Genomic DNA, 25,301 nt, shown 5'->3' on the forward strand with positions numbered 1-25,301 from the left:
ATATAACCTAACAGAGAGTTGAAAATGGACTTGCGTGATGTAACTAAAAATCAGCATTTTTTACCTCAAGTAGAGCAAAGGCTTAATGCAATTAATCCTCAAGCTAAAAGTAAAAATCAAAAGATTTACTCGTTTAGCATAAAAAATCGTGATTCATGCACTGTCAGCATAGACTCAGAAATAGGTGTTAGTATTTGCAAAAATCTAAGCTTGAATGATTTATTTAGCTTTGATGTATTAGGAAAAGAAGCTAGTAAGTACAATTTCGAAAAACTATTCCATTCCTATGAAGTAATAATACAGGCTAATACTGAAAGCTTACTATCTAAAATACATTCACCTAAAACTGATGTTAAATTAGAAATTTTTAACATCTTCAGGTCTAAATTTCTAAATTTTATTAGAAATCCTTATTCTATAAAAAAGATTTTAAACACCTTCTCTGAGCTTAAGGGTGTGATTCCAACCGATCCTATACATCTTGCAAACTTCAATCACGTGCTCAATGGAAACAAGCCACAGCAGGATTATTTATGCGAACAGCTAGGTATAACAAAAAATGATTATGAATACTGGCTTGCGACTATCTTCTTTCTATTAAACTCTATGGGAACAGATCAACCAAACTTTCTAGATCGACTTATAAAGAGGATTTATGAGAACCCGAACCGCTTAGTTCGAGTATGTGTATATACCTATGATGATGAAAACTGCCTTCTTTCTGACCGTGGATATAATACATATGTAGGAGAAGGTGGTGAAATGGTGTGGGAGTTTAATTTATGTTCTTATGCATTTATAAGATATATTTTTGAGGATTTAAATGCTTATATACCAGATTTTATAACAAAAGAAACTATAGAATTTTTCAAATCGATGCCTAAATCTATTAGTGTTGAGAGCAGGCACAACGACCTAGCTGTACTAGAAATTTATAATAAACATACAGTGTTTCTCTGTCATGAACACGTATTTGGTGCAAGCAAAGCATACAAAGGTGTGAATGTGTCTTTATAAGTTGTTCAGACCTGAAAAAAGGCAGCACCTCAACGGAGATGCTGCCTTTTTATAATGTTCAACTGCTAAGCTAAACATCCTATCCTTTCACATTCACTACATAACGGCCAACCACTTTGCTCGACATAAAACGATCTAAATATTCTGGTGTTTGCTCTAACGTAATCTCTTCGCCATAGCTCTCAAGATTAGGCAGTTTCATATCAGTGGCAACACGCTTCCAAATGGCTTCTTTGTCAGCCAGTGGAATATAGACCGAGTCGATACCCAATAGCGACACCGCGCGGGTGATAAACGGCATGACCGTCATCGAAAACTCAGCACCACCCGCTAGACCACAGCTCGTCACCGCGCCGCCTGCTTTGGTTTGTTTGAGCAAGTTAGATAGGTAGTCGCCGCCGATGGTATCAATGGCGTTTGCCCATAGCTCACGGCCGACAGGCTTATTACCGATTTCATTGATGGTATCGCGATGACGTACTTCGCTCGCGCCAAGCTCTTTTAGATGCTCGCTTTGCTCTGGCTTACCTGAGAATGCAATCACGTCATAGCCGAGCTGCTTTAAGATAGCGATACTGATTGTACCGACGCCACCTGTTGCGCCAGTCACAGCAACTGGGCCATCACTGGGTTTTGCGCCCATTTTTTCTAGCTTTTGCACACTTAGCGCTGCGGTTAAGCCGCCAGTACCATAGGTCATTGCTTCTTTTAGGGTGAGCGTTTCTGGACAAGCCAGTGCCCAATCTGCTGGGATTGATATCATTTGACCCAGACCACCATCCGTATCCATACCGAGATCATAGCCGAATACCAATACTTCTTGCCCTACAGTAAACGTGCCTGATTTGTCACTGACGACGACGCCAGCTGCATCGATACCAGGGGTATGTGGGTACTGTTTGGTGATTCTTTTATTACCAGTGGCCGACATCGCATCTTTAAAGTTTAACGACGAATAATGTACTTCGATGAGCAAGTCATTTTCTGGTAAGTCACTAACTTTGCGCTCTTGAATGCTTTTTTTGAATTCACCATCGCTGGTTTCTTCAACGACTAATGCTTTGAATATTGTATCGTTTGACATGGTTATATCCTTATTAAATCTTACTATTTGCGCTGATTGGCTTGGCGATAGATATGATTACTGCTACAGCAGAATGGTTAAAAAAGCCCACCGTATCTTATCGCTAATACACAGGGGCTTTCTTATATTTGCTAATACCGCTGGTTTTTGCCCTTATTACGAAATTAGGAGGCGAGTGTAGAAATTAAGGTTTTAAAAGCACTTTGCCTTTTTTACTAGATTGTACTTTTCCAGAGACCGCTGTTGCGATATCGTCCAAGCTATAAACAGCTTCAATCGGTAGCTTCAAATCGCCATTCGACGCGCGTTCTAGCAATTCAGTGATCAGGCGTTGTTTGTTGTCTAGATCCATTTCTTGGCTGGTTTTGCTACCCCAGAATCCTTTTACCGTGGCTTGCTTAAAGATCAAGCTGCCAGCGTCCAGTGCCATTGGCTTGCCTGACATGATACCGAATGAGACCAGCGTTCCTTTGCTACCCAGTAGTGATAGTAGCTCATTGCTCGACTCACCACCGACTGAATCAACGGCTGCTGTGATCTTGTCATCGCCGATGATGGCGCGAACTTGGTCTTTCCAGTCGTCATCAGCAGTGACGACATTGTTTTTGATACCGAGTGAGGTCAGCTCTTCTATCGCATCTTTGCTACGGACTAGGTTAATCGTATTCACACCGCGTGCTGCTGCGAGCATAGCAAGGGTTTTACCGACAGCGCCGTTTGCCGCATTGTGGATAACCCATTGACCGCTATTCACTTCTAAGAATTCTAATAGCATTAGGGCAGACAGCGGCATAGCAATCAGTTGGGCAGCCAACTCGTCTTCGATACTATCAGGCATGTTAAATACCATACTGGCAGGGGCGACAAAATACTCTGCCCACGTCTCATGCACACTGGCACACGCCACACGCTGGCCAACACTGAACTCTGTCACGTTATCGCCTACCGCATCGATAATGCCTAGCGCTTCACTACCACCGATGGCTGGCATCTCAGGCTTATAGCCATATTGTCCACTCACTGTCAGCATGTCATGGTTGTGGATAGGGGAGAGAATGGTTTTGATACGGACTTCGTTGGCAGCAGGCTGCGGCATAGGACTGTCGCCCACGCTCAACACGTCAGAAGGTTTGCCAAAGCTGTTATGAATAGCACTACGCATGATGATTTCCTTTATATATTTATGATTTAATTTATGTATAAGTGTATGAATAACCGACTATAAATATCATGTTTAAGTGTATGAATAACCGACTATAAATATCATGTTATTGAGATCACTCATCGATGTATTTTTTCTTCTAGTAGAAACGATACCATGATAATGATGCTTAGAGGTTATCGACTAACAAAGACACTATACTTAAAAATAGACTGGTCGTCTAGGAGTCGGATACATTTGCGCTAACGGGATTTTGTTATAGAAAGCTTGGCTTACATCAGTCATATTCTTCGTGTTACCGCTCACACTGATGTAGAGCTGTTCATGTTATTTAATTTATGGGATTAAGCAGGATTCTCTAATAATTTTTCTTTTTAGTTTCTCTTTAAAAAGAAAAATGATTGGTGACATGATTCAATGAATTACAGCGAATACCTTAATTAATTACAGTGTTACTCAAGGTCGCACTAGAACGTATCATATGAATGGTCCTCCATATGATTATCTAAATTATCAAATATCTTAAGCTTAATAATAGAATACTATTCCAAGTATTAGTTCGTAAGCACTATAAAATGTCAAACATATGTCAGATACAATTTATAACATAAGAGTAGCATTTTGACGAGTGATGGGTTTCTTATAAAAAAATCGGTTAAATCTTTGTAGAATTCCGTAAATTATTATGTTTTTTGTTCGTTTTTACTCACTAATAATATATGCAAATGTTTGACTAAACTCATATTTTTTCTATGAACTGAAAAATTGTTGACATTAATAATTTTTTTTACTATTAATATTACCAATAGTTTTCTAAAGTTCGTCATGACAGATCACACCTCTCAATGACGTCAATAATGGATATGAAAACGATAAATATCAAACTTAAATGGACTTATTAACAGATTATCAATCTGCCCGCTAGGACGCTATATGACCCACAACATTCTCTCCCTTCGTACTGCTGTATTTTTACCGACCTCTCTTGTACTTGCCATGTTTATGACAGGGTGTAGTGATAATGCGGCCACTAATAGTACCAACTCATCAGCCAATATTGATCCAAACGTACTAGCAGATACTCAAGAGTTGGTCATTAATAATGGAACAGAGCCTGAATCGCTTGATCCACATAAAGTGTCTGGTGTACCTGAGTCTAATATTGGTCGTCAATTATTTGAAGGGCTAACCAATACCGATGCAGACGGTAAAACCATCCCAGGAATCGCAACCGAATGGGAGAGTCCGGATAACAAGGTATGGACTTTCAAATTACGTGATGCCAAGTGGTCAAATGGTGATCCAGTTACTGCGCAAGACTTTGTCTATAGCATGCGCCGCCTAGTCGATCCCGATACAGCGTCGCCTTATTCAAGCTATTTGGTTGATGCTAAAGTAGTTGGTGCTGATAAAATCGTTGAAGGTGCTGCTGGTATAGATACGCTTGGAGTAAAGGCAATCGATGACAAAACTCTGCAAGTAACTTTGTCAGAGCCAGTGCCTTATTTTCCAGATATGCTTATTCATAATTCCGTCAAACCTGTGCATCAAAAAACAATCGAAGCATTTGGTGATAAATGGACGGATCCTGCCAATATCGTCGTCAACGGCCCTTATAAAGTCAGTAAATGGCAGATTAACGATGAGCTCGTTTTGACACGTAATACCTCTTATTATGACGATGCCAATACAACGCTTGATACCATCACGATGCTACCTATTCCTTCTAGCACAACCGATGTAGCACGCTATCAGGCTGGTGAAGTGGATGTCACATATAATGAAATTCCAACCGAGCAGTTTGCTTCTTTGAAAGAGAGCAATGGTGATGAGCTTAGAGTTTCACCTTATCTCTGTACCTATTATTACGAGTTCAATACCGTCAAGCCTCCTTTCGATAACCCTAAAGTACGTCGCGCCTTAGCTTTATCATTAGATCGTGACACTATTGCCGATAAAGTTATTGGACAAGGCCAAACAGCGGCTTATCAGCTCACACCTATAGCAGCTAATGGCAAGGTGGAAAACAAACCAGAATGGTCCACGTGGGATAAAGAGAAGCGTATTGCTGAAGCCAAAAAACTACTAAATGAAGCTGGTTACAACGAGAGTAATCCGCTCTCCTTTGAGCTGCTTTATAACACCAATGACAATCATAAAAAGGTCGCAGTCGCTGCTACTTCGTTATGGAAACAAGCGCTCGGTTTCGTCGATGTAACCTTGACCAATAAAGAATGGAAAACCTATCTTGATACGCGCCGTAACGGTAACTATCAAATCGCACGTGCTGGTTGGTGTGCCGACTACAACGAACCTTCAGCATTTTTGAATATTGCCAAATCTGACAATAGCGGTAACTACGGTAAGTACGCCAATGCCAATTTTGATAGCTTAATGGCTCAAACGTTAAAAGCGGGCGTCACGCCTGAGCAACGTGCAAGCTTATATCAAAAAGCAGAAGCACAGTTAGATCAGGATATGGGGCTACTTAATATCTATCACTATGTCAGCCCTCGTTTGGTAAAACCTTACGTCATCGGCTTTTCAACGAAAGATCCTCTAGACAACTGGCAAGGTAAAGATATCTCTATCGCCAAGCACTGATCATTAAGCACTGATCATCAAAGAATGACATCCAACAGTCTTATTAGCAGGCGCTATGAAAAGGAGCAATTCCGATTGATAGCGTCCGTCTGCTATGGACCAGAGAAAGTCTGAAAGTGGCGTAAATACTCAAAACGAGCATTTTGAAATCAAGCGTTGTTGTACAGGTAACCTTATAAAGAGGCATTATGCTAAAGCTTATTTTTCGGCGGATTTTAGAAGCCATTCCGACCATGTTTGTTTTGATAACCGTGTCTTTTTTTATGATGCGTTTGGCACCGGGCAGTCCTTTTACTAGTGAGCGTAGTTTGTCGCCAGCAGTATTGGCCAATATCGAAGCCAAATATAACCTTAATGATCCTATGTGGCTGCAATATGTTAATTATCTCAAGCAGCTGGCTCTAGGCGATTTCGGACCATCCTTTAAGTATAAAGACTATACGGTTAATGAATTGTTATCGCAGTCCTTTCCGGTATCAATGGAACTTGGCTTGTACGCTTTTATATTAGCACTGGTGTTGGGGCTTATTCTTGGGGTGATAGCTGCGCTCAAGCAAAACTCTTGGATGGATTATGTTCTGATGGCGTTTGCCATGACGGGTGTCGTGATTCCAAGCTTTGTAAAAGCCCCCTTATTGGTACTGGTGTTTGCGATTCTTTTACAGTGGCTGCCAGCTGGTGGCTGGAATGATGGAGCAGTGCGAAACCTGATACTGCCCGTTACAGCTTTAGCATTGGCTTACGTCGCTAGTATTGCACGTATCATGCGTGGCTCGATGATTGAGGTGATGAATAGTCAGTATATCCGTACGGCAAAGTCTAAAGGCTTACCGATGCGTCGAATCGTGATGAAGCATGCGCTCAGACCAGCATTACTACCTGTGATTTCTTATCTTGGTCCTGCATTCGTCGGCATTATTACTGGCTCTATCGTAATCGAGACTATTTTTGGTTTACCAGGTATCGGGCAGTTATTTGTGAATGGGGCATTGAATCGCGATTATGGTGTTGTACTTAGTTTGACCATTTTGGTTGGTGTATTGACGATTGCCTTTAATGCCATCGTCGATATTTTATACGCCATTATTGATCCAAAAATCCAGTATTGATATTGGTACTAATGGCCACTTAAAGCACACCGTATAAATGCCAATTATCGCTTAAAAATAAATATCAGATTCTCAATTAAATGAGTAAAAGGACGACTATGAGCCTTACCGTAGACCAGCCAACCGAGCTTATGGAACTGCCTATCAAAGAGATAAAAGGCCGTAGCCTTTGGCAAGATGCATGGCGCCGCTTTTATCAAAACAAAGCGGCAGTGACGAGCTTTTTTATCCTATTACTCGTCGGTATGTTTGTCATCTTTGTGCCCATGCTAGCACCTTTTGGTTATGCAGAGACTGATTGGAACTTTATGCAATCTGCACCGTCGATTGAAAACAAGCACTATTTCGGTACGGACTCACTCGGTCGTGATTTACTCGTGCGTACAGCAGTCGGCGGGCGAATATCACTATTGGTAGGTATCGCTGGTGCAACGGTGGCGGTATTGGTTGGTACGGTGTATGGCGCAACGTCAGGCTATCTAGGCGGCAAAGTAGATATGATTATGATGCGCTTTTTGGAGATTCTAAGCGCCTTTCCATTTATGTTCTTTGTGATTTTGCTAGTGACGATATTTGGTCGTAACCTTATTTTAATTTTCGTCGCTATCGGCTTAGTCTCTTGGCTGGATGTCGCTCGTATCGTCCGTGGTCAGACACTGAGTCTGAAGAGTAAAGAGTTTATTGAAGCAGCCCACGTTGGTGGGGTATCAGGTTTCAATATTATCCTGCGTCATATCGTGCCCAACGTGCTTGGTGTGGTTGTGGTGTATGCCTCGTTGCTAGTGCCAACGATGATTTTATTTGAGTCGTTTTTGAGCTTTTTAGGACTTGGTGTGCAGGAGCCAATGACAAGTTGGGGTGCGCTACTCCAAGAGGGTTCACAAACAATGCAAGTTGCGCCTTGGCAAATTTTAATTCCCTCGGCTTTCTTGGTCATTACTTTATTTTGTTTTAACTTTATCGGCGATGGTCTACGTGATGCGTTTGACCCTAAAGACCGCTAGACTCAAGCTCGCTAGGAGAACAACATCATGTCAATGCAAGATAGCAATAGCGCACCTGAGAAAATAGACTCTACTGTCCGTAAAGTGGGCGCTGACTCAGTGCTCAATACCCAAGCCAATCAGGCCAAAAAAGTTAGTCAAGAAAGCAGCTTATTAGCAGTCAAAGATTTATCTGTGCAATTTACGACCGAAGATGGACTTGTGACCGCAGTAAATGGTTTAAATTTTAACCTGCATGAGGGTGAGACGTTGGGTATCGTCGGTGAGTCAGGCTCTGGCAAGTCTCAGACTGCATTCGCTATCATGGGTCTGCTGGCAAAGAACGGCCGAACCAAAGGTTCCGTAAAATTTGAGGGCAAAGAGCTGCTGGGCTTATCGCAAAAGGCATTGAATAAGATTCGTGCTGAGCAAATCGCTATGATCTTCCAAGATCCGATGACCTCCCTAAATCCCTATATGAAAATAGGCGATCAGCTTGCCGAGGTGTTGATTTTACATAAAGGAATGAGCAAAAAAGACGCGTGGGCGGAGTCGATCCGTATGCTAGATGCGGTCAAGATTCCTGAGGCAAAAAAACGGATTGGTATGTATCCGCATGAGTTTTCGGGAGGTATGCGCCAACGGGTAATGATTGCGATGGCGCTGCTCTGTCGCCCTAAACTACTGATTGCCGATGAGCCAACGACAGCACTTGATGTGACCGTCCAAGCACAGATTATGGTGCTGTTAAACGAGCTAAAGCGTGACTTTGGTACCACTATTATCATGATTACTCACGACTTGGGTGTGGTAGCTGGTATCTGTGATCGGGTACTCGTGATGTACGCTGGTCGTACCATGGCGTATGGGGAAACGGAAGAGATTTTCTATACGCCGACGCATCCTTATACTATTGGATTATTAAAAGCTATTCCGCGTCTTGATGATGATAAGGGTAAGCTTGAAACCATTCCTGGCAGTCCGCCCAATTTATTGAATCTACCGACTGGCTGTCCTTTTCATGAGCGTTGTACGCATGCCATGGATATCTGCCGTGATGTACCACCGCCGCTTGAGTTTTTACCAAATGAGCGTCAACGTGCTTGCCATTGGCATCCTGAGATGCAGATTGATGATTCAGCAGAATTTACCAAGGGCATAGCAACAGATACTGACCCTAAGACTAATATCAATAACCTATCGACATTGGAGGGCTAGGACATGACATTATCTAATATAGGCATAGTCAAAGAGAGCCAAGCTCCACTACTACAAGTGCAGGATGTGCATACGACGTTTAATATCAAACAAAAAGGGACGTACTTTTGGCAAAAACCTGACACCTTAAAAGCCGTCAATGGTGTCTCGTTTGAGCTATTCGCTGGCGAGACTTTAGGTGTGGTGGGTGAATCGGGCTGCGGTAAATCAACGCTGGCAAGAACGATTATCGGCCTAGTGAGAGCCAATGCTGGCAGCATAAAGTTTGGTGATGAAGAGATAGTAGGCGCCTCTAAGAAAACCATGAGAATAAAGCGCAAAGATATTCAAATGATATTCCAAGATCCGCTAGCGTCGCTTAACCCACGCATGACGGTAGGCGATATCATCGCAGAACCACTGCGTACCTACTATCCAGAAATGAAAAAATCTGACGTACAAGATGAAGTACGTACAATGATGAAAAAGGTTGGGCTACTATCTAATCAGATTAACCGCTATCCGCATGAGTTTTCTGGTGGTCAGTGTCAGCGTATTGGAATCGCTCGCGCTCTAATACTAAAGCCTAAAATCATCATCTGTGATGAGCCAGTATCGGCTCTTGATGTCTCGATTCAAGCGCAAGTCATTAACTTGTTGCAAGACATACAGCAAGAGATGGGGTTGGCGCTTATCTTTATCGCCCATGATCTATCAGTGATTAAACATATCGCGGATAGAGTGCTTGTTATGTATTTAGGACATGCCGTCGAGCTAGGTATAAACGAAGCTGTATATGGAAATCCGACGCATCCTTATACACAAGCGCTGATGTCAGCGGTACCATTACCTGATCCTATTGCCGAACGTAATAAGGTCATTCAGTTATTAGAGGGCGACTTACCAAGTCCAATCAATCCACCATCAGGCTGTGTATTCCGTACTCGCTGTCCAATAGCGGATAGTGAGTGTGCCCAAATCAAACCTGTGTTAGAAGGTACTTTGGACCATAGAGTGGCTTGTTTAAAAAATAAGGTTGAGCTCTAATTAACCTACATCCATGATGCTATCGGTATAAAGAACACTAGTATAGATAATTCGTCAGCGTAGTCAGTGATGTCCACTATGTAGTGGTTTTAGCTGCGGTAGGGCATATTTCAATAAAACTCTATCCTACTCAGTACGTGCTCTTGTACTAGATAGGCGCAGATGTAGGCACTTGGCCATGCAAACATAAAGGCCAGTCCCCACGAATGCATCAACTCCATAAAAAACCCGTCGATGAAGCCTTGTTTGACCACCAACAGGGCTGTTGAGATAATCAGTGACATCATCATCGCCATTAGACCTGTAAAGATAAGGCGATAATATTTGCGGCGCGTACGTATTCTGATAGTGGGGAAGTTGGCCATAGTATTCGGTTGTCCTACATAGTGTTAGCTACGCCCAGCCTATGATGCGGGCATACGTTGTAAGTTAATAGTTAGGTGGTGAGCAGGCATAATAAATGGATAAGGTATTGGCTACCAGTGTTCATCATACTCCGTGAGGTCAAACGGGTAAAATCGTTATTATTAATGGTAGGGTTTGCGATATGTTATTAATATGATTATTGTCTTTAAGGCAGCATTTTAAAGCTTTTTGCAGAGATCATTTCTAAAACGAATATCTCTAAAAATAGCGCGTTCTCAACAGTCGATTTTGCTACGATAACTTACTATAACTAAGACCAAAAACAACTAGGAGTATAGTATGGCAGTTCAAGAACAAAGAGATTCTCAAAAAAAAACATTAGGAATCATCGGTGGTATGAGCTGGGAGAGTACCGAGAGCTATTATCGTCTGATTAATGAAGGTGTCAAGCATCAGCTTGGCGGACTACATTCAGCAGATTTGTTGATTCATAGTGTGGATTTTGCGTTGATTAATGCGCTACAGGAGCAAGGCAGATGGGACGAGCTAGGCGTGATAATGGCTAGCAGTGCTCAGCGTCTACAAGCAGCTGGCGTACAAGGAATCATGATTGCCTCTAACACGATGCACAAACTGGTCGATGACGTGCGCTCCGCCACAGACTTGCCATTGACTCACATCGCTGATGCGACTACTGATGCTATCAAAAAACAAAATCTCACCAAAATAGCCTTACTTGGTACTCAGTTTACGATGACTCAAGATTTTTATAAGCAGCGTCTTATTGATGCGGGTTTACAAGTATTGATACCAGAAGATGAAGCAAGAGCAGAAGTGCACCGCATTATCAAAAAAGAGCTGTGTGTCGGTGAGTTTAAAGACAGCTCACGAGAGTATTATCGTCAAGTGATTAAAGATTTGGCAGCGCAAGGGGCAGAGGGTGTGATCTTGGGCTGCACAGAGATTGGTTTACTTATCAAACAGGCTGATAGCCCCATACCTGTATTTGATACCACAGCTATTCATGCAGCTGCGGCGGTGGATTTTTTGTTAGAGTAGTTCGGACTGATAAAAATATTTAAGCCTCTAACGTTTTCACCAGTCGCTCAAGCAGTTCAAGCGTGCTCTCTTGTTTGACCAAAGTTACCCCTTGTCCTGCCCATAAAGATTGATGTTCTGCATCCATATTTTTAGAGGCATGAGCTCGCATAGATTTGGACATGGCATTTAATTGCGGGTAGGGCGGTAGCTCATCAGCGCTTTCAAATTGAGCAAAATCACGTAGATAATCGTTTAATAAACCACGAGCGAGCTTACCTGAAAATAATCGAGTTAAGCGTGTCTCTGAGCTGCGCCTGCTGTGACTAGCATCGAGTAAGGCTTGTTTATAAGTATCATTGATACCGCATTGGTCGGTGGTCAAAAACGCCGTCCCCATTTGTGCAAGCTCAGCACCTGCCGCTTGTACTGCCTTAATATCCTGTCCCGTCATAATGCCACCTGCTGCAATCAAAGGAATATCAGTACAGGCGCGGGTTTGGCCAATCAAAGTCAATAATCCCAATGGATCGCTTTCACTTTGCGGTAACCAACCACCGCGATGACCTCCCGCTTCGACCCCTTGTACACATACCGCATCTGCGCCAATTTCGCTCCATGCTTTCGCTTCTAGTGGATGATTGGCGGTGCCGATGACGCGCGTGCCGAGACCTTGCAGACGCTGAACTTGCTCAGCACTGATAATACCAAAGGTAAAACTGGCAACAGGAACGGGATTGTCATAGAGCACTTGTAGCTGTTCTGCGAATCTCTGAGAGGGACATTCAAGTAGTGTAAATTCGATATTATTATCTTGATAGTACTCACTCAGCCAAGCGGGAATTTCGGTATCAAAGGTGCTCGACTCATACTCAGACAATACCATGAGATTGATCATAAACGGACGGTCGGTGAGCGATTTAATGGTATTAATTTGGCTGGTCAAAACATTTGGCGCAGTCATGCCAGATCCTAATGAGCCCAGTCCACCAAAGTTACTTACCGTCGCTGCCAGTTCAGGTGTGGTTGCTCCTGCCATTGGCGCTTGGATGATCGGGTAGGTGATATTAAGCGTATCAAGTAAGAACATGAATGGTTCCTTTTTATTAGGATATTTGCATGGCTTACTGTAGCAGAGGAAGGCAGTGCGCGTGTTGGATAGTGTTTATTTAGTTGCTGAATAGGTTAGAGAGTTTTGGACTAGATGAGAAATCCTAGCTAAAACACCTATATCTTAAGAGTTGAGCTGTTTATATGGTATTTTGACTAATGAATTCAATAAGATGATTAAATTTCTTTACGAGTAGGTATGAGTTATGGAAGATAAATTATAATCCACATTCATGTATAAATTTTGATATCATTCAAACATGCTTTGTATGGCTACAATGAGAAATGCTCAAATTTTTCATAACTCTTAGAACATTGAATAATTGATTACCAAACTACAAAAGGGATAATACGTGGAATTAATAAGTAAGATACATGATAATCGTATCAATGCGGTTAATATTCTTTTTGAAATGAGTATTGAAGAATACTATTTATTGTCAACTGAAATTCTTACTAAAAATAAGTTTCAAAGGAGAAGAGTAAAGTCTTCTTCTACTGTGTATAGCTTACTAAAAGAAGACTTAGTAGTAGGTTGTATCATCCCTCCAATTGTTCTAGCTATTTCTGATAAAGAATTTAAAGATAATTCAAACCTCAAAGAAGAAAGATATAATGAATACATCCAAGAAAAACAAGATAAATTGATTATACTGGATGGACTCCAAAGAACATTTACGATCAGAGATTTATATAAAGAGTTAAACGACTCTGAAGATAGTTCTAGACTTGAAAACCTAAAAAACCAAAAGTTGAGGATTGAGATTTATTTTGGAATGAGCAAGACTGATATCTTGTATAGAATGCTAACTTTAAATACTGGTCAAACTCCTATGTCAATGAGACATCAAATAGAAATTCTTTATTCCGACTATCTAGAAAAAGATTTGGATGGAGTGTTACTATTAATGGAGTCAGATGAGAAATCACCTAGTAATCCAAGTGAATATAAATTCAAAGACATTGTTGAAGGTTTTAATTCTTATTTAGATAGAGATTACCTTCCTATGGATAGGAGTACTGTGCTTGAAAACATTAAAAGTTTAGATAAATTATCCTCAGAGTCTAAAAACCACAAAGATGATTTATTCTTAAGTTACTTAAAAGCATTTGATAAATTTATTAATATTTTATCTTGTAAATCTAGTGGTTGGATATTTGATGACAATACTTTAGAAGCGGAACTATCTACATCACCATTTGGAAAAGATATCATAGGCTTATTCAGGAAGCCTCAAGTTATGACTGGTTTTGGCTCTGCTATAGGAAAGCTTATAGATTTCAATGCTCTTGGCAGTATAGATGATGTGTTAGTTTTAATCGACGATATAAACTTATCTGAAACAGAAGATAACGCAATAGGTGTAAATAATGGTTTCAATAACTATATTACTAAGTTAGATTTAATAAGGAAAACAGCTACGAAAATAGGTAATGATCAGCGTTTGTTTTTTCACTACTTATTTCGTGAGTTGTTTGACAAAAAAGGAGATGCGTATTTAAACTTTAATCGTTCCGTCGATGAGGCTTACTCCATGTATATTAGAAAGACACAATAAAATGACTATAAAATTTAATGGATTAGAGTTTAATGATGTTGATTTTGAAGAAATAAATTCAAAAAATATTTTTCGTGTATATGACAACGAGAGAAAATCATCACTAGATTTTGAGTATAAGCCTACAGTTTATACAGAGTATGATAAGAATGATTATCAGTTAATTCTTTTGGAAAATAAATACTTAAAAGCTGAGAACGATGTGTTTCAGGTTTTTGGAGAAAAAATCGTAAATGGAAATTCGGTAAAAAACCGTCTTGGTTGGATATTTACAATATCTAACTTAGAGAGTTTGGAACATGATTACGTCGATAATGTGCATCTTAATAAGTATAAATTTGTAGCTTTCCTATTAATTCTTTTAAATTGCAATAAGGAGTTTATTGATTACAAAGAAAAATATAGTTTATCTGATATATATGAAGACGATGTTATTGTCTTCATAGTATGTAAGGAAAACTTAAATTCGATTACAGAATCAAATATTTATGATTACTTCCCTAGTTTGATTAAATATGGATACTATGAATACAATCATATAGAAAATACTAGAAGCATTAGTCATAAAAAGTATTTCCTTGATGAAACTAGAAATAAAGATAAAATTGTATTGAAAGAAACAGATATAAATATTAGAGAGAATGAGTTTCTTTATAATTTATTTACTAAGTATCTAAAAAACTTAGAACATAGTCTACTGAGATTTCATCTACTTTATCAAGTGGTCGAATACTGTATAGATATAATATTTGATAATAAATCAGATAAAATAATAAAAAAATTTAGCGATAATGAAATGAGTAAAAATGAATTTATTGAAAGAATAAGCTCATCTCGTAAAGAAAGAACAAGGGTTAACATCTTAACTGAAAATATTGTGAAGCAGTCTGAGTATTCCAGTCTAAAAGATAACTGTGTTGAGCTACTGAATAGTTGTAAGAGAGAGCCTAAGAACACTATAGGGGATCTAATCTATGATGTTAGGAATTTGGTGGTTCACGATTTCAAAATAATAAAAGATACTGAGTATGAAAAACTAACAGATATTGTTAACGATTTTGAAATGCTAGTAGTTTCGATTGTCGAGGATTTTCTAACTACACTAGAATAGCTTCAAAAGCTGATTTGTCTTATAAAAAAAGAGCCAATCATCCAAGTCACCAAAAAGATGACTAAGAAAACTGACCCATTCTTATAACTTCATTAACTGATTTTGCTCACCGTTTAATTCAACTGCAACGACCCTTTCGCATTCATCAGTAGCTCAACCACATCATCACCGCTAATCACTTCGAAGCGCTTGTCGATATCTGATTCTTCTACACCGTTGTGTTTCATACAAGCGCCGCAGACCAATACCTGACCACCTTTTTCAATAAAGGCTTCTAGTAACTCACCAGCTGGCTCAAACGGATCGCCGATATCTACATTGTCTAGCGCGTTTGGTTTTGCCAAATGCACCGCATCCACCATTAATATCACAGTAGCAGAATGGCCTTTTTTTAGTGCCACGCCTGCCATGGTAAACGCTAAGGTAATTTTGCTTGGGTTTGATTCGCTATTATCAAATAACGTACCGACATAATCTGTTGTGTTAGCCATATTATTCTCCTTATAAGACTATATTTGTTTTGTCTGAGTATGTACTCACTACTATCCTAACATTTATTATATGTATTTATATAATGAGTTGTTATGAAATAGTAGCTATAAGGTTGCTTGCTTGTACTATCTGTTAAATAAGTTAAAAGTAATAGATTTCTAGTTTATAAAGTTAAGTTAGTCAGCTGTATCGACAGGCGGCCACGGACGATCAGCATCACTTTTGATCCACTCAGCCACGTAACCCGTTGGCGGTAGATCCCAGTCAGATTGACCCAACGCAGCCAGTACTTGTGCCGTGTCGATCACTCTGCCACCTTTGGTCACACCGGTACGCAGTAGACCAGATGAGCAGGGCTGCCCTTTGACCCACATTGATTGCTCAATATACAGCCAGCGCGCGTCGATGCCGACGATTTTGGTTTTGAGTGTGACTTTTTGAAAGGCGCGAATACGCTTACGGTATTGAATAGTGCTGCCAGCGATGACCAAGCCCCAGCGTTGTTTTAGCAATTGCTTGCCAAGCCCAGTCCGTACTGCAAAGTCCATACGACCCAAATCATACAGCGTAAATACGCGGCCGTTATTCATCTCCAAAAAATTATCTATATCGGATAGGCGGCAGCGAAACTGAATTTCACTGGTGTCCTTAAACGTCAGTGTGTCGCCCTTTTTTGCTTTTAGAGCAGCATGAGCGATGGTGCTAGCATAACGGATAAATGGGTACATAAAACACTCTCAAAAAGTTATAAACGTTGGCTTTATTATTTTGTCATTGATGACAGTGATTATTTATTGTCAGAGGTTACATCTTGAGAAGGTTCGCTAGTCGAAGGAACACCAATCCAATTAAAATAAGCGCTGACAGTTTCAGGTATCCAGTTGATATCGAACTTTGAAGTCTTTGACTCTTTATCATTGGTGACAGACGATTTGCTTTTGGACTGACCGTTGTCTGAGCGATAACGCAGATAACCGATGTGCCCACCGTGCTCAGTATCTAAGATAGTGACACTCTCAGAGACATCATTTGGGGTAGCGGTAAAGCCAATAAAAGGATCATCTTTTGCACTGATTAATAGCAGAGGGTGAGTGACGTTGCGCAAATACGGCATGGCGGATGCAGTATGGTAATAGTCGTTTTTGGAGCGATATCCGTGACGCGGCGCAGTAAAAATATCATCAAAATCACTGATACGATTGGCAGCTTTGATAGAGTTGATTTCATCTTGAGTGAGATCGTTAGCCAACGCTTTTTTGATAATTGGGTTAAGCAGATAAGGCGTATAGATACGATGACTCAAGAAGCTGTGCATAGTAATGGCAGCTGAAGACATATCGACTGGCGCGGAGATAACAACAGCACCTTTACAAAGGACTTTGTCCTCATATTCGCCCATATATTTGGCCAGTGCATTGCCTCCTAACGAGACGCCAACCGCATAGATATTGGCATACTGCTCACGCAAATTCTGTAGCGCATGATGCACCTCGTCCGTATCGCCGGCATTATAAAATACTGTGCCACTAGCAGGAATACCGCCGCAACTACGGAAATGCGCCACCACAAAGTGCCAGCCTTGCGCGTGCATTTGGTACGCTAGTGCGCGCGCGTAATGACTGTCACTACTGCCTTCCATACCGTGGAAGAGGACAATCAATGGCGTTTGCTCAAGCTCACCATCTTTTGATGCTTCTATAGGGTGCGCATCATAGAAATCATAAGCAATATCGCTCTCGTCCAATGAGTCTTTTTCGACCACACGGCGGTAGGTCGGTGCCTTTGGCGCAAAGAACTTGGGCAAGATGCTTTGCAAGTGTGGATTGGTCAGCCAAAATGGTGGCTTAAAAGGGGCTGGAGAAAAAGGTTTGGTTGAAGTTGACATATTTTGGTCTTATTTAATGATCGTGGAAAAACAAATAGAGTAGCGTGGTAAGGTTTTTTTATCATAACGCCAGTACCTGTGAAAACCAATAATTTTCAGTGAACGCATGGTTACTGAAAACAGCTACTGAAAAAATCTAACAAATAAATATATTGAAAGGAGAGCTGTCCAAAATTTGCGACGAGAGTAGTTAATCAGAAATTTTTAATCTTCTGGCTTATCCAATACTCGACCATCCATTGCTAAGCGCGCTTTTAAATTTTCGACATCTGCTTCAGCAAGTGTGGCGGTTAAGGTTACTTGCTTGCTATAGGCGACATCGTCGATATGACCGCCAAGGCTCTCTATCATATAGCGGCATTGCGCTTCAGTCGCAAACTCTGCCAGTATCTGAATCTGGGTCATCGGTACATAAGGGTTTAATATCATCTCGTCGACGGCCGCTTGAGCAGAGCCCGCATAAGCACGGGTAAGACCGCCAGCACCCAATTTGATACCACCGAAGTAACGCACCACGATGATAATAACGTTGCCGATCGACTTATGCTGCAGTACATTCAATATCGGCCTGCCTGCCGTACCGCTTGGCTCGCCATCATCATCGAAACCAGCACTGGTGGTATTATCTGGATCACCGATGATGTATGCCCAGCAGAAATGCCGTGCATCTGGATATTGCTCACGAAGTTGTTCCACGTGAAACATTGCTTGTTCACGAGAGATCACCGGATAGGCGTAAGCGATAAACTCAGATTTTTTAATTTCGAGTCGCGTGGTAACGGCACGTTTTAGCGTTTGATAGCTCATATTTCATCAGGCTTAGGTTGGATATGTTAAACTGGTCTGACTTTCACTGGCTTTTGTATTGAGCACAGTGTTCATTTAATTTTTCATTATAGTACCATTTCTAACCATCGAAGATAACGAGCCGCTCACGGCTGAGTGCTGGCGTCGTTAGTTTCTGATTTAGGGCTGGTATAATAAAACCGATGGTAGTAAATAGTATGCGTTTAGATAAATTCATTAGTAAAGCCACCGAGCTGTCGCGTAAAGAGTCAAAAAAGATCATGCACGCCGGCGAAATCACCGTAAACGATCAAGTGGTTAAAGATCCTGGCCTACATGTCGATGTGGTCAATGATGATGTGATGTGGGCGGGCGAGCCATTGTCGGTCGCTGCGGGCAATCGCTATATCTTGTTGTATAAGCCTGAAGGCTTTGAGTGCACGCTAAAAGTTAAAGAGTATCCAATCGTCACTGAACTGATTGCTGTACCAGAATTGGGTAGCCTGCGTATCGCTGGGCGTCTCGATGTCGATACCACTGGCGCATTGCTGATGAGTGATGATGGCGGCTGGCTACATCGTGTCACCAGTCCTAAGCACGAGCATGCAAAGGTGTACGAGCTGACATTGGCAGATGCAATGGATAGTGATGCACAAGAAAAAGCCGTGAAGAAAGTGGCGGAAGGCATCTTGCTTGAAGGTGATTATGAGCCAACCAAGCCTGCTGTTCTTGAGTTCATTGATGAAAAACATGCACGCCTAACATTAGAGCAGGGCAAGTATCATCAGGTCAAACGTATGATGGGCTACTTCGGTAATCGAGTCACTGAGCTGCACCGCGCCAGTATCGGTCACATCAATCTAGAAGGTCTAGAAAAAGGCGATAGCCGTTTCTTAACGCCAGAAGAAGTTGCCAAGTTTTAATAAATGAGCACTGAGATTATTAAGCTTTGGCCTTAGTATTTGTCTTGAAACTATCGTTTTGAACCCATTAGCAGCCGCTACTTAGTGTGCTGCTTTTTGCGGTCTGCTATATTGTATTTATGTCTATTACCTACCTGTGTTGCCTATCTCTTAAAGATAAGTAGCAGTTTTGCGACATTAGCCATTTAGTGCTTTGCAAAACTATCCCCTATGCTACAGTCTTTTTTATCTATATTTTTATGATAGACAACCCTGAAACCAACTCTAAAAATCTGACTAATCAGAAAATGTATTGCTACCTTTCAGTTAGTTGTAGATTTGGAATTGGTCTTAATATTGAAAACTGCCATCATTAAAAACCAGATAGGAATCTCTCTGTGACATTACCTGTATTAAAGTCCGCTAGCCTAATCAGCGTCATACTATTAGCAACCACTGCTTGTGCTCAGCCAAGTTCAGCGGATGCTAATAGCAATAACGTAACGCAAAGCACTACAAATTCACAAGCAGCTCAAGCAGTGAGTGAGAATGTCGATAAGCGATTGCGCCAAATATTGACCCAAGCAGGCATCAAAACACAGATTACTTCTATTGTGCCATCCAAACTGCCTAATATGTATCAAGTAAATTTAGCTGGGCAGTTGCCGCTGCACATCACCGAAGATGGCCGTTACGTCATTCAAGGTGAGCTACAGAAAAACCCAAGCAAACGGGTAGTGACTAAAACACCAGTACGTAGCACGAGTGCGCAGGTAGGCGAACCTGTCAATACGAGTGTCAAGTCTGACATGCTAGCAAATATGGCTGCGCTTAAGAACATGAGCGCTAAAACGCCATTCTTTTATACCGCAGTACCGGGTGTTATCTGGGGAGCAACGCTAGAAGGGGTGCCGTTTTTACTATCAGATGATGCGCAGTATATTACCGATGGTGAAATATCAGTCATCGAAAATGGTCAGTTTATCGGCCTCGATGAGAACTTTGAAAAACGTAAAAACCAGTCTGTGTTTGCGTCATTGGATAAAAGCCAGCTGATTACTTATCCAGCAACCACTACTGAGAGAGCCGTTATCTATGTAGCTGATGATGTGAACTGCCCTTACTGCCGCCGCCTGCATCATCAAGTGCCATCACTCAATGCAAAAGGCGTGACGGTCAATGTCATCGGCTATCCGATATATGAGGCGTCACCAAAGCAGATGCGTGGTATCTGGTGCCAAGCGGATGAAGACAGTCGTCGTCAGGCATTTGACAAGGCAATGCTGACAGGTGAAATGACACCTGCATCAGCAAGTTGTACGGTTGACCATGTAACACCCAATCGTGAAAAAGCAGCTGGACTCGCGGTAATGGCGACGCCTGCAATCTATCGTGAAGATGGCGTGCTATATCAGGCGAGTTTTGAGAGTCCAGAATTTCTAGAATTTTTGGGTGTTGAATAATTGATTAGTATGGTTGAGTGTTCTAGCAATTCAAAACTTTAAGGTATTGGACTGCTAAACAAAGTAAAAAAACCGCCCTATGAATCAGTTCATAAGGCGGTCTTTTTGGGTTCTATGTAGACATTTTTGCATCTCAAAAGCTGTCTTAAATAATTTATGGTAAGACGATATCAACGATTTTCCAATTGATAAGTCCTTCACGTTGCATCTCGATAGTGAGAGGGTAGCCTTTTACCTGACCACTAATACTAAAGCAGTTAATACCGCAGTAGCTCAGCGTTGGCTTTTCGCTGTCATTGCCTTGGGCGACTTGCTGCTCAAGTTCTGCCGCTTGTTTTTTCATGACTTGCTGCATTTGGCTTTTGACCACGGCATCGACATCACCGCGCTGAATAATTAAGCTCTGAATTAGGTTTTTCAAATCAACTTGATCGCTAGCGATGGCCCATGCTGCAGCTAGCTCTTTGGTTGCTGTATTGGCTTGACCTTGGGTATTAATCACCTTTTCGATATTTTGCGGAGTGATAGCACCTTCAACTGCCTGCGCGATAAAACCATTCGCGGCTTGGGTCAACGGCTCACCGCCCAATTCAGAAATTAATGGATACTTAGTCATTGTCGTCGCAAATTGGCTGGTTAGCTGATTTTGGACGCTTGGTCGCACTTGCTCATAATCAATAGCCGCTGCGATAGTGGCACCGTCTTTATCGTCATAAGCGTTTTTGAGCTGATAAGCGCTGTAATAAGGCGAGCCTGCATACACTGCTACCGCAATGATGATTAATAGAATAACCAGCTTTTTCATAAGACTTGATACCTTGTCGCAAGCGTCATCACTATGAGTATAAATGACCGTAGATGTGGCGGTAAATATTAGCACGACTGGGCACCGCTCAGGTACGAAAAGCTTTGCAGTAACCTTAATGAATCGTTTGGCTTTTGCCGCAGCGATGCCAACTACTAATTTCATCATTTAAGAGCTTGATAAATCAGCAGACCATCTCCATAAATAGCGCAAACTTTTTATAATTGATTTGGCTAAGCAGCCTTCACCGTATTTGTTGGTTAAGTCTAAGCATTATGGTTCTATAGCATGGTGAATTATTGTGTTTCATGTGAAACGTCATACATATTCACTACCTAAGAACCACGAATAAGATTAAGACAATTATCAATTGAGCTGATGATTTGACGAACCGGTGTGGCTGTAAAGACGATAGGAGAGAGCATGAGTAAGCGCGATTTTTATGAAATATTAGGTGTCAGCAAGACCGCTGACAGCAAAGAAATTAAGCGAGCCTACCGTAAGCTTGCCATGAAATACCATCCAGATCGCAACTCTGATGATCCTGATTCGGAAGACAAATTCAAAGAAGCTTCGATGGCTTACGAAGTATTGAGCGACGAAGAGAAACGTTCAGCCTACGATCGTATGGGCCATGCAGCCTTTGAAAACGGCATGGGTGGCGGCGGCTTCGGCGGCGCAGGTGGCGGTAACTTCCAAGATATCTTTGGCGATATCTTTGGTAACTTCGGTGATATCTTCGGTCAGCAACGTGGCGGCGGTGGTGGGCGTTCGCGTCGCGGCTCTGACTTGCGCTATGTGATTGAGCTGACATTAGAAGAAGCCGTACGTGGCTGCAAAAAAGAAATCAGTTTCACGGCTCCTGCGCCTTGTGATACCTGTGATGGTAAAGGGGCAAAAAATGCTTCTGATGTTGTTACCTGTCAGACTTGTCATGGCCAAGGTCAAGTACGTATGCAGCAAGGTTTCTTTGCGGTACAGCAAGCTTGTCCTCATTGCGGTGGTACTGGTAAACAGATCAAAAACCCTTGTTCGGACTGTCATGGCAACGGCGTAAAAGACAAATCACGCACCTTAGAAGTCTCTATCCCTGCAGGCGTCGATGATGGCGATCGCGTTCGTCTAGCAGGCGAAGGCGAAGCGGGCGGCGCTGGCGTACAAAATGGCGATCTATATGTCGAAGTACGCGTTAAACAGCACAATGTCTTTACCCGTCAAGGCGCTGACCTATATATGGATGTGCCAGTAAGCATCACTGATGCAGCATTGGGTAAAGAAGTCGAAATCCCAACCTTAGATGGCAAAGTAAAAATCAAAGTGGCAGAAGGTACGCAAAGCGGTAAGTTACTGCGTGTACGCGGCAAAGGTGTGACGCCAGTCCGTACTACCATGAAAGGTGACTTGATTTGCCGTGTGGTTATCGAAACGCCAGTAAATCTTACTCGTGAGCAAAAAGACTTGCTACGCCAATTCCAAGATACTTTGGATGATGACAGCAAACATCAACAGTCGCCACATAAAAAGTCATTCTTCAAAAAAATCGGCGATTTATTCGATTAAGAAATAATCTGACTAAGTAGCTAGTATTAAACTAAGCCCAAAGGTTTCACATGAAACCTTTGGGCTTTTTATTGATGGTATAAAAAGCCATTCATGTGTCGATATTTGCTAAACTTACGATAAATATGGTCAAAAATAATTTCACTAAATATAAAATATCTAAGGTAAAAACATGAGCGAACAAGCGAATAATAAATCTATCAACGTTGGGGTAATCGGTGCAGGCGGGCGTATGGGTCGTATGCTTATCGAGGCAGTACAGAACAATCCGCAGACTGCATTAAAAGCAGCGATTGAGCGTCAAGGCTCTAGCCTAGTTGGAGCAGATGCAGGCGAAGTTGCTGCTATCGGTCATTTAAATGTACAAATCGTTGATGACTTAGCTGCTGTGATTAACGATATCGATGTACTGATTGATTTTAGCTTGCCTGACGCCACTGAAAAAAACATGCAAGTTTGTGCTGAGCATAACGTCGCTATGGTCATCGGGACGACAGGATTCAATGAACAGCAAGAACAAGTACTGGCAAAAGCAAGTGAGAAAATAACTATCGTATATGCGGGTAACTATTCGACAGGCGTTAATTTATCATTGAAGCTACTCGGTATGGCTGCCAAAGCGTTTGGTAATGATGCTGATGTAGAAATCATCGAAGCCCATCATAAACACAAAATCGATGCACCTTCTGGTACGGCATATATGATGGCTGAAGCCGTCGCAGAAGCTCGCGGACAAAACCTAAAAGACGTCGCTATCTATGGCCGCGAAGGACAAACTGGCGAGCGCGAATCTGGGACAATCAGTATCCATGCAGTACGCGGCGGCGAAATCGTAGGTGATCATACTGTAATGTTTATCGCAGATGGCGAAGTGGTCGAGATTACCCATCGTGCACGCGCGCGCATGACATTTGCCGCTGGTGCCGTACGTGCCGCAACGTGGGTCGTTGAGCAGGAAGTAGGTCAGTACAACATGCAAGATGTACTTGGATTAAGTGACTAACGACTATTTATAGTTAATGGTTAATGATTGACTATAGCGTGATGACTGATGACTTAATAGCAGCAAGGGAGCAGGTATGAATAGTATCAAACGTTATGTTAGGCATAAAATGATTAGTGCTATTTGTACCATCAACCTTACGAGCCGTGTATGTTTGTCTGTCGGTGCGCTGAGTCTAGCGGTTCTACCAATTACCGTACAAGCCAGCACCTCTCAAACCTATGTCATTCATACCTATGGTGGGGCTAGTCTGTTACCTGCAGTAAGACAACAATTAAATAGTAGCGCAGACGGTGGCACGGTGACTACCTATCAAGATAAATTGGTACTGCGGACGACCGCACGTAATTATCAGGCGGTACAGCAATTGTTGTCTCAGATTGACCGTCAGCCACAGGCATTGACGGTTGCCGTACGTGTTGGCAATAGTAGTAGCGGGCAAGGTAGTATTCAGCAGGGTCAAGTCATTATTACCAATCGTGGTATTCAAGGTGCAGGGGTTATTAGTCAGCGTAGCAGCCAGCAGCAGGGTAATAATCTGTATCAAGTACAAACACTATCTGGCAATGCGGCGAGTATCAGCACAGGTACTCTCTACTCACTGACTCAAACCTATAATGCTAATAAATATTCAACTTATCATCGTTCAGCTAACAATAATTTCAAACCACAGATCGTGATTCAGCAGCAAATACTACTGCCAACGACACAAGGGATTGCCGTCACGCCAAGACTGCTGCCTAATGGACAGGTGGAAGTACAACTCTCCCAAGTGGAAGAAAGCTTAGTGCAGCCGAATTCATCTTATAATCAAATGAGTTCTACTAATAATACTAACCGTGCTAGCAATGCTATTCGAGGTCAAAGATTGAACAGTACGATGATCTTGCCACGTGGACAATGGGTAACGATTGGACAGATTTCACAAAACTCAATCAGTAGTACTAGTAACAGTAGCCGTAATACCAATAATAGCGTGCCTATTTCTTTGCGAATTGACTAGTTATTAAATCGTTAC

At 41.8% G+C, this 25,301-nt stretch carries 23 protein-coding genes; 14 read left to right on the top strand and 9 right to left on the bottom strand.

Annotated elements, in window-relative coordinates:
- Window positions 1-24: 24 nt before the first annotated feature.
- Window positions 25-1,017: a hypothetical protein gene (locus tag QL886_RS07315; RefSeq protein ID WP_290178188.1), complete on the top strand. Its 993-nt coding sequence runs from the start codon at window positions 25-27 to the stop codon at window positions 1,015-1,017.
- A gap of 79 nt (window positions 1,018-1,096) precedes the next feature.
- On the opposite strand, the gene QL886_RS07320 is transcribed toward QL886_RS07315, so the two are convergent.
- Complete coding sequence (locus QL886_RS07320; protein WP_290178189.1) at window positions 1,097-2,101, bottom strand: YhdH/YhfP family quinone oxidoreductase; 1,005 nt, start codon at window positions 2,099-2,101, stop codon at window positions 1,097-1,099.
- A 184-nt stretch (window positions 2,102-2,285) separates the two neighbouring features.
- Window positions 2,286-3,263: a zinc-binding dehydrogenase gene (locus tag QL886_RS07325; protein ID WP_290178190.1), complete on the bottom strand. Its 978-nt coding sequence runs from the start codon at window positions 3,261-3,263 to the stop codon at window positions 2,286-2,288.
- Between the two features lie 933 nt (window positions 3,264-4,196).
- On the opposite strand from QL886_RS07325, the gene QL886_RS07330 reads away from it, so the two are divergent.
- From QL886_RS07330 to oppF, 5 genes are all read left to right on the top strand, one after another.
- On the top strand, window positions 4,197-5,867 hold the full coding sequence (locus QL886_RS07330; protein WP_290178191.1) for an ABC transporter substrate-binding protein: 1,671 nt from the start codon (window positions 4,197-4,199) through the stop codon (window positions 5,865-5,867).
- A 188-nt stretch (window positions 5,868-6,055) separates the two neighbouring features.
- A complete protein-coding gene (gene oppB / locus QL886_RS07335) occupies window positions 6,056-6,976 on the top strand; it encodes an oligopeptide ABC transporter permease OppB (RefSeq protein ID WP_290178192.1) in 921 nt (306 codons plus the stop codon).
- Window positions 6,977-7,074: 98 nt separating this feature from the next.
- Window positions 7,075-7,980 (top strand): oligopeptide ABC transporter permease OppC, encoded by a 906-nt coding sequence (gene oppC, locus QL886_RS07340; protein WP_057757598.1) that lies wholly within the window; start codon window positions 7,075-7,077, stop codon window positions 7,978-7,980.
- 27 nt (window positions 7,981-8,007) lie between these two features.
- Window positions 8,008-9,177, top strand: a complete 1,170-nt coding sequence (gene oppD / locus QL886_RS07345) for an oligopeptide ABC transporter ATP-binding protein OppD (RefSeq protein WP_290178193.1) — start codon at window positions 8,008-8,010, stop codon at window positions 9,175-9,177.
- Window positions 9,178-9,180: 3 nt separating this feature from the next.
- A complete protein-coding gene (gene oppF, locus QL886_RS07350) occupies window positions 9,181-10,203 on the top strand; it encodes a murein tripeptide/oligopeptide ABC transporter ATP binding protein OppF (RefSeq protein WP_290178194.1) in 1,023 nt (340 codons plus the stop codon).
- A gap of 110 nt (window positions 10,204-10,313) precedes the next feature.
- On the opposite strand, the gene QL886_RS07355 is transcribed toward oppF, so the two are convergent.
- Window positions 10,314-10,568 carry a DUF2798 domain-containing protein gene (locus tag QL886_RS07355; RefSeq protein WP_102078218.1) on the bottom strand — a complete coding sequence of 85 codons (255 nt, stop codon included), beginning with the start codon at window positions 10,566-10,568 and terminating at the stop codon, window positions 10,314-10,316.
- A 340-nt stretch (window positions 10,569-10,908) separates the two neighbouring features.
- Between QL886_RS07355 and QL886_RS07360 the strand changes: the two genes are divergently transcribed.
- The gene (locus QL886_RS07360; RefSeq protein ID WP_290178195.1) at window positions 10,909-11,628 is read left to right on the top strand and encodes an aspartate/glutamate racemase family protein; all 720 of its coding nucleotides are present in this window, start codon (window positions 10,909-10,911) and stop codon (window positions 11,626-11,628) included.
- 19 nt (window positions 11,629-11,647) lie between these two features.
- Here QL886_RS07360 and QL886_RS07365 read toward each other — a convergent pair whose 3' ends face one another.
- A complete protein-coding gene (locus QL886_RS07365; protein ID WP_290178196.1) occupies window positions 11,648-12,697 on the bottom strand; it encodes a nitronate monooxygenase in 1,050 nt (349 codons plus the stop codon).
- A gap of 373 nt (window positions 12,698-13,070) precedes the next feature.
- Between QL886_RS07365 and QL886_RS07370 the strand changes: the two genes are divergently transcribed.
- Complete coding sequence (locus tag QL886_RS07370; protein WP_290178197.1) at window positions 13,071-14,276, top strand: hypothetical protein; 1,206 nt, start codon at window positions 13,071-13,073, stop codon at window positions 14,274-14,276.
- Between the two features lies 1 nt (window position 14,277).
- Window positions 14,278-15,387 carry a hypothetical protein gene (locus QL886_RS07375; RefSeq protein WP_290178198.1) on the top strand — a complete coding sequence of 370 codons (1,110 nt, stop codon included), beginning with the start codon at window positions 14,278-14,280 and terminating at the stop codon, window positions 15,385-15,387.
- Window positions 15,388-15,500: 113 nt separating this feature from the next.
- Here QL886_RS07375 and QL886_RS07380 read toward each other — a convergent pair whose 3' ends face one another.
- From QL886_RS07380 to QL886_RS07395, 4 genes are all read right to left on the bottom strand, one after another.
- The gene (locus QL886_RS07380; protein WP_102078217.1) at window positions 15,501-15,878 is read right to left on the bottom strand and encodes a DsrE family protein; all 378 of its coding nucleotides are present in this window, start codon (window positions 15,876-15,878) and stop codon (window positions 15,501-15,503) included.
- Between the two features lie 177 nt (window positions 15,879-16,055).
- Entirely contained in the window at window positions 16,056-16,607 is a 552-nt protein-coding gene (locus tag QL886_RS07385) for an acyl-CoA thioesterase (protein WP_057757622.1), read from the bottom strand.
- Window positions 16,608-16,666: 59 nt separating this feature from the next.
- Window positions 16,667-17,764: an alpha/beta fold hydrolase gene (locus QL886_RS07390; RefSeq protein ID WP_290178199.1), complete on the bottom strand. Its 1,098-nt coding sequence runs from the start codon at window positions 17,762-17,764 to the stop codon at window positions 16,667-16,669.
- 204 nt (window positions 17,765-17,968) lie between these two features.
- On the bottom strand, window positions 17,969-18,571 hold the full coding sequence (locus tag QL886_RS07395) for a YigZ family protein (protein ID WP_290178201.1): 603 nt from the start codon (window positions 18,569-18,571) through the stop codon (window positions 17,969-17,971).
- Window positions 18,572-18,768: 197 nt separating this feature from the next.
- Between QL886_RS07395 and QL886_RS07400 the strand changes: the two genes are divergently transcribed.
- Window positions 18,769-19,473 carry a 16S rRNA pseudouridine(516) synthase gene (locus QL886_RS07400; RefSeq protein ID WP_057757631.1) on the top strand — a complete coding sequence of 235 codons (705 nt, stop codon included), beginning with the start codon at window positions 18,769-18,771 and terminating at the stop codon, window positions 19,471-19,473.
- Between the two features lie 377 nt (window positions 19,474-19,850).
- Window positions 19,851-20,915 (top strand): disulfide isomerase DsbC N-terminal domain-containing protein, encoded by a 1,065-nt coding sequence (locus QL886_RS07405; RefSeq protein ID WP_290178202.1) that lies wholly within the window; start codon window positions 19,851-19,853, stop codon window positions 20,913-20,915.
- Window positions 20,916-21,069: 154 nt separating this feature from the next.
- Here QL886_RS07405 and QL886_RS07410 read toward each other — a convergent pair whose 3' ends face one another.
- On the bottom strand, window positions 21,070-21,888 hold the full coding sequence (locus tag QL886_RS07410; RefSeq protein WP_290178203.1) for a DUF2939 domain-containing protein: 819 nt from the start codon (window positions 21,886-21,888) through the stop codon (window positions 21,070-21,072).
- Between the two features lie 255 nt (window positions 21,889-22,143).
- On the opposite strand from QL886_RS07410, the gene dnaJ reads away from it, so the two are divergent.
- From dnaJ to QL886_RS07425, 3 genes are all read left to right on the top strand, one after another.
- On the top strand, window positions 22,144-23,280 hold the full coding sequence (dnaJ, locus tag QL886_RS07415) for a molecular chaperone DnaJ (RefSeq protein WP_057757637.1): 1,137 nt from the start codon (window positions 22,144-22,146) through the stop codon (window positions 23,278-23,280).
- A 172-nt stretch (window positions 23,281-23,452) separates the two neighbouring features.
- Window positions 23,453-24,283 (top strand): 4-hydroxy-tetrahydrodipicolinate reductase, encoded by an 831-nt coding sequence (dapB, locus tag QL886_RS07420; RefSeq protein ID WP_290178204.1) that lies wholly within the window; start codon window positions 23,453-23,455, stop codon window positions 24,281-24,283.
- Between the two features lie 76 nt (window positions 24,284-24,359).
- A complete protein-coding gene (locus tag QL886_RS07425) occupies window positions 24,360-25,286 on the top strand; it encodes a hypothetical protein (protein WP_290178205.1) in 927 nt (308 codons plus the stop codon).
- Window positions 25,287-25,301: the final 15 nt, after the last annotated feature.

It is taken from the genome of Psychrobacter sp. APC 3281 (assembly GCF_030407815.1).
Lineage (GTDB): Bacteria > Pseudomonadota > Gammaproteobacteria > Pseudomonadales > Moraxellaceae > Psychrobacter.